Raw genomic sequence first — 6,000 nt, forward strand, 5'->3', positions numbered from 1 at the left:
ACGAACTGGTGGAGTCCCGCGCCGACGCCACCCCCGACGCCGTCGCGGTGGTGTGCGAGGGCCGGGTCCTCGGCTACGGCGAGCTCGACCGCCGGGCCAATCAGGTGGCCCGTTGGCTGCGCGAGCGCGGCGTCGGTCCGGACACGTTCGTGGGAGTGTGCACGGACCGGTCGCCCGACATGGTCGTGGCGCTGCTGGCGGTGCTGAAGGCGGGCGGCGCCTACGTGCCCCTGGACCCCGCCTATCCCGCTGCCCGGCTGGCGTTCATCGCCGCCGACACCGGGATCGCCGTCCTGCTCACGCAGCGCGATCTCGCCGACCGGTTCCCGGAGGTCCCCGTCCGGCTCAGCCTCGACGCCGATGAGCCGTCGCTGGCAGCGCTGCCGGACGAGCGCCCGGAACCGGCGGCGTCGCCCGCGGACCTCGCCTACGTCATCCACACCTCCGGATCGACCGGCACCCCCAAGGGCGTCCTCGTCGAGCACCGGTCCATCGTCAACGTCGTCACGGCCCTGGGGTCGGAGCTCGGGGTCGGCCCCGGCGACCGGCTCCTCGCCGTCTGCTCGCTCTCCTTCGACGTGGCGGCCTTCGAGCTCTTCGTCCCCTTGGCCGCCGGCGCGGCGGTGGTCCTCGCCGACCGCGCCACCGCGGCCGACGGCGCGCTGCTCGCCGACGTCCTGGACCGGGCCGGGATCACGCTGCTGAACGCCTCGCCGACGACGTGGCGGACACTGTTCGAGGCCGGCTGGACCGGCCGCGAGGGGCTGCGGGCGGTGTGCGGCGGCGAGGCGTTCCCTCCCGAGCTGGCCGAGCGGCTCCTCGGCTGCACCGCCGAGGTGTGGAACATGTACGGGCCCACGGAGACCACGCTCATCTCGGTGGCCCACCGGGTCACGGCCGCCGACACACGGGGCTCGGCGATCCCGATCGGCCGCCCGATCGCCGGCACCCGGCTGTGCGTCGTCGGCGAAGGGCTGGCCCCGGTCGCGGACGAGGACGCCGGGGAGTTGCTGATCGCCGGCGCCGGCGTGGCGCGCGGCTATCTCCACCGGCCCGAGCTGAGCGAGGAGAAGTTCCTGCCGCTGGCCCTCGAAGGCGACGGCCCGCAGCGCTTCTACCGCACCGGTGACCTCGTGCGCAGGCGTCCCGACGGCACGGTGGAGTACCTGGGACGCCTGGACCGGCAGGCCAAGGTCCGCGGCTTCCGCATCGAGCCCGGGGAGGTCGAGGCCGCGCTGGGCCGACTGCCCGGGGTGACCGCGTGCGCCGTGGAGGTCCGCGAGGACGTCCCGGGGGACCGCCGCCTCGTCGGCTACTACATCACCGACCCCGCCGGCCCCGCGGTCCCGGGCCCGGCCCTGCGCCGCGCACTCGCCGCCGGACTCCCCGAACACCTGGTGCCCTCGATCCTGGTGCGGCTCGACGCGTTCCCGCTGACCCCGAACGGCAAGATCGACCGCGCGGCGCTGCCCGCCCCCGGCGGCTCCCGCCCCGAGCTGGACGTCGCCTTCGCCGCCCCGACGACGCCGACCGAGCAGCGCCTGGCCGCCCTGTGGTCCGCCGTCCTCGGCCTGGACCCCGGGACCGTCGGCGCCGACGACCGGTTCGGCGACCTGGGCGGGCACTCACTGGCCGCCGCGCGGATCTGCGCCCTGATCACCCGCGAGTTCGGCGCGGCGGTCTCCCTCGCGGCGTTCCTCGCGGCCGCGACCGTGCGCGCCGTGGCGGCGGCCGTCGACGCCGGCCCGCGCGCCGAGGCCGGACCGGCCCTGGTCCGCGACCCGGAGCGCCGCAGCCATCCGCTCACCGGCGTACAGCGGCAGCTGTGGGCCCTGCGGCAGGTCGGGGACGCCGCACCGGCGACCACGGTCGCCTCCCGGTTCCGGCTGGACGCCGCGTGGCCGGCCGCCGGCCCGGCCCCGGCGCTCGGCGCCGTGCTGGACGCCCTGGTGCTGCGCCACGAAGTGCTGCGGAGCGTGGTGCGGACGTCCGGCGGGGAGCCGGTCGCGCTCGTCCGGCCCGCCGGGACGGTGCCGGTCGACGAGCACGATCTCCGGCCCCTGTCGCCGCTGGACCGCGCCGAGCACGCCGAGGCCCTGGCCCGAGCGGCCGCCGCGCACGCCTTCGACCTCGCCGAGGAGACGCCGCTGCTGCGCGCTTTGGCGCTCCGGCTCGACGAGCGGACCGTCGAGGTGGTCCTCGTGACCGACCACCTCGTCTTCGACGGGGCCTCCTGCGCGGTGGTGATGACGGCGCTGGCCGACGGTGTCGCGGCCGAGCTGCGCGGCGGTTCGGCCGAGGAGGTGATCCCCGAGCCGGCCGTCCAGATGGGCGACGTCGCGGTGCACGAACTCGCGCTGGCAGAGCTCACCGAGCGCGCCGAGGGGCTCCGCGCGTTCTGGACCCGGGAACTGGCCGGCGCCGAGCCGCCGTACGCGCTGGCCACCCGCCGCGGCGGGGACGGCCTGGCCGCCTTCCGCGGCGAGCGGCTGACCCGGCCGCTGGACCGGACGACGGCCGCGGCGGTCTCGGACTTCGCGGCGCGGAACGGCGTGTCGCCGTTCGCCGTGTACGCCGCCGCGCTCGGCGAGATCGTCGGCCGCCGCACCGGCGCGACCGACGTGCTGCTCGGCATGGCGGTCGCCTCCCGGTCGCATCCCGACACCGCGGGCCTGGTCGGCCCGCTGGCCGACGTCCTGCCGCTCCGGTTCCGCCGGCCGGACGGGACGTCCGGGGCGGTCGGGGGGTTCGGGGCGGTCGGGGGGTTCGGGGCGCTGGCCGGGGAGGTCGATCGCGCGGTCGTTCGCGCGCTGGACCACCAGGGGCTGCCCGGTCCCGAACTCGCCGGGCTCTTCGGAGCACGGCGGCGGCGCGGGATGTCGCCGACCCCGGTCGTGATCTCCTTGCAGCCCGCCGACCTGCCGGTCGTCGTGCGCCGCGACGGGGTCCGGGTCGAGATGGCCGGAGAGGTCGGCAGCGGCGGCACCCGCAACCCGCTGTCGGTGTTCGTCAACGCCACGGCCGAGGGTCCCGAGCTCCAGATCGAGTACGACGTCGACAGTTTCACGGACTCCGATGTCGAGGCCCTGGCGGAGGAGCTGCTCGACCTCCTGGCCGATCCGTCCGGCACCGCGCCGGAGCCGGAGCTGGACGACGGGCCTGGGTCGGCAGTAGTCGAATTCGTCGCCGCCCTGTGGGCCGACGAGCTCGGCGACGGACGGCACGGCGACTTCTTCGCGCGCGGTGGCGACGTCGCGGCGGCGGCCCGGGTGACGGCACGGCTGGCCGACGCCTTCGGCTGCCCGATCCCCGCGCACGTCCTCACCGGGCATCCGAGACTCGACCGTTTCTGCGTCGAGGTCGAGCGGATCGCCCTGGAGCACCTGTCCCGCGCCGAAGATCCACAGAACCACCGAACAAGCACCGCACAGACAGGAAACGACGCATGAGTCAGACTTCTGCGGACCCCGGCGACGGAGGGCTGCGCGCGCTGCTGGAGGACCGTGCCGCCGCGGCGCTGCGCGGGCTGGCCGGCTCCACGGGATCGTCCGGTGCGTCTGGCGTGTCAGATCGGCCGGGTACGGTGCCACCGCCCCAGATCGCCTGGGGGCGGGGCCCCTCGCTGCCCCGGGACGGTCGGCGGACCGTGCCGGAAGCGGTGCTGGAACAGGCCCGCTCCCGCCCCGACGCGGTGGCCGTGGAGGGTCCCGGCGGGCGGCTCTCCTTCGCCGAGACGGTCCGGTACGCGCGGCGGGTCGCCGCGGCGCTCACCGCCGTCGGCACCGGACCGGGCTCGGTGGTCGGCGTCCACCTCCCGCGCGACGAGCACCTGCCCGCGACGCTTCTCGGAGTCTGGCTCGCCGAAGCCGCGTACGTGCCGCTGGATCCGGAGTCCCCGGCGGAGCGGTCGCGGTGGATCGTCGAGGACGCCGGGGCGGCGGCGGTGGTCTGCGGCGGCGACGGCGCAGACGTGCTGCGCGGCCACGTCACCGTTCCGCTGGTCGACCTGCGTGAACTGTTCGGGCGGACGGAGCCGCCGGAGCAGCGGGAGCAGCCGGACCCGTCCCGCACGCCGCTTCCGTCGCCGGAGGACCTCGCCTACGTGCTCTACACCTCCGGCTCGACCGGCAGGCCCAAGGGCGTCGAGGTGACGCACGCCAACGTGGCGGCCCTGGCCTCCGCCACCGCGCTCCAGCTCGGCCTGAGCGCCGACGACGCCGTTCTGGCGGCGGCCTCGCTGACCTTCGACATGTCGGTGCCGGAGATCTGGCCGCCGCTGGCCGTCGGCGGACGCTGCGTCGTCGTGGACCGCGCGTGCGCGGCGGACGGCTTCGCGCTCGCCGACCGGATCGACTCCGCCGGGGTGACCACCATGGCCCTGACTCCGACCAGCCTGCGGATGCTGCTGGCCGCGGGGTGGCGTGGCAGCCCCCTGATGAAGGCCCGGGCCGGCGGGGAGGCCCTGGACCCGGACCTGGCCCGCGCGCTGCTGCCGCTCGTCGCCGAGCTGTGGAACGAGTACGGACCGACCGAGGCGACCGCGTACTCCGTGGCGCACCGGGTGTCGGCGGCCGACGTGGCGGCCGGGGCCACCGGGGTGCCGATCGGCCGGGCCACGGCGGGCGAGCACGTCTACGTGACGGGTCCGGACGGCGGGCTCGTGCCGCCCGGGGTCGTCGGCGAGCTGGTGATCGGCGGCGCGGGCGTGGCGCGCGGCTATCGCGGCCGCCCCGACCTGACGGCCGCGGTGTTCGTCAACGACCCGTTCGTCGCCGGCGGCCGGTGCTACCGGACCGGCGACCTGGCGCGGTGGACCCCCGAAGGACTGCTGGAGTTCGTCGGCCGCGCCGACGACCAGGTGAAGATCGGCGGCCGGCGGGTCGAACTCGGCGAGATCGAGGCCGCGCTGCTGGCGCAGCCGTCGGTGGCGCACGGCGCGGTGGTCGTGCGCGGCGGCGAGGACCGGGAGCAGCTCGTCGGCTATGTGGTGCCGCCCGCCGCGGACGGCGCGGACGGCGCGGACGGCTGGTCCGAAGCGGACGCCGCGGCGATCGAGGCCGGGCTGCGCGAGACCCTGCCGTCCTACATGGTGCCGCGCGTGTGGGTCCGGCTGGACGCGATGCCGCTGATGCCCAGCGGCAAGGTGGACCGCGCGGCGCTGCCCGAACCGCCCGCGCCCACGCGCGCGGACCACAGCCCTCCCGGTACCGAAGCGGAGCTGTTCATCGCCGAGGTGTGGCAGGAGGTGTTGGCCATCGCTCAGGTCTGGCGCGACGACGAGTTCTTCGTCCTCGGCGGCGACTCCCTGGCCGCGATCCGCGTCGTGGGCCGGCTGACCGAGGCGCTGGAGTACCCGTTCACCGTGCGCACACTGTTCGACCACCCGGTCCTGGCCGACTTCGCCGAGCAGGTGGAGCGGTTGCTCGCGTCGGACGCCGGGATGTCCCCGGCGGACGCGCCCGTCACGGAGCCGACGCGATGACCGACGCGATGACCGACGCAGTGACCGGCGCGATGACCGGCGCGATGACCGGCGACGCGGCCGCCACGGCCGCCGCCGCCCGCGGCGAAGCGGTCCGCAGCAGGTTCGCCGCCGCCCGGCGCGCCGCCGCCGCCGACCGTCCGGCCGCCATCCCGGCCCGCACCGCCGACCAGGGTCCGGGCCGTCCTTCACTCACGCAGGCCCGGCTCTGGTTCCTGTGGCGGCTGGAACCCGACAGCCCCGCCTACAACGCGCCGGTGTTCGTGCGTCTCACCGGACCCGTGGACACCGCCGCCCTGGAGGACGCGGTCCGCGGCACGGTGTCCCGCCACGAGGTGCTCCGCACCGTGTTCGAGGAGCGGGACGGCGAACCGGCCCTGCGGGTGCTCCCGCCCGGATCGGTGCCCTTCCTCCGCCGGGACGTGGCCCGCGTGGACCTCGACCGCGAGCTCGACGCCGAGGCGGCGAAGCCGTTCGCGGTCGACACCGAGCCGCCGATGCGGGCGACCCTCCTGCGG

At 76.3% G+C, this 6,000-nt stretch carries 3 protein-coding genes; all 3 read left to right on the plus strand.

Going from position 1 to position 6,000, the window contains the following annotated elements:
* Positions 1–8 precede the first annotated feature (8 nt).
* The gene (locus tag EBO15_RS29755; protein ID WP_158628389.1) at positions 9–3,449 is read left to right on the plus strand and encodes a non-ribosomal peptide synthetase; all 3,441 of its coding nucleotides are present in this window, start codon (positions 9–11) and stop codon (positions 3,447–3,449) included.
* A complete protein-coding gene (locus EBO15_RS29760; RefSeq protein ID WP_122197784.1) occupies positions 3,446–5,482 on the plus strand; it encodes a non-ribosomal peptide synthetase in 2,037 nt (678 codons plus the stop codon). The genes EBO15_RS29755 and EBO15_RS29760 overlap by 4 nt, the downstream gene beginning before the upstream one ends.
* The coding region (locus tag EBO15_RS29765; RefSeq protein WP_147481710.1) for a condensation domain-containing protein at positions 5,479–6,000 on the plus strand (522 nt) is incomplete at its 3' end. The genes EBO15_RS29760 and EBO15_RS29765, both read left to right, overlap by 4 nt.

Origin of the sequence: Actinomadura harenae, from assembly GCF_003696215.1 — a bacterium.
GTDB lineage: Bacteria > Actinomycetota > Actinomycetes > Streptosporangiales > Streptosporangiaceae > Spirillospora > Spirillospora harenae.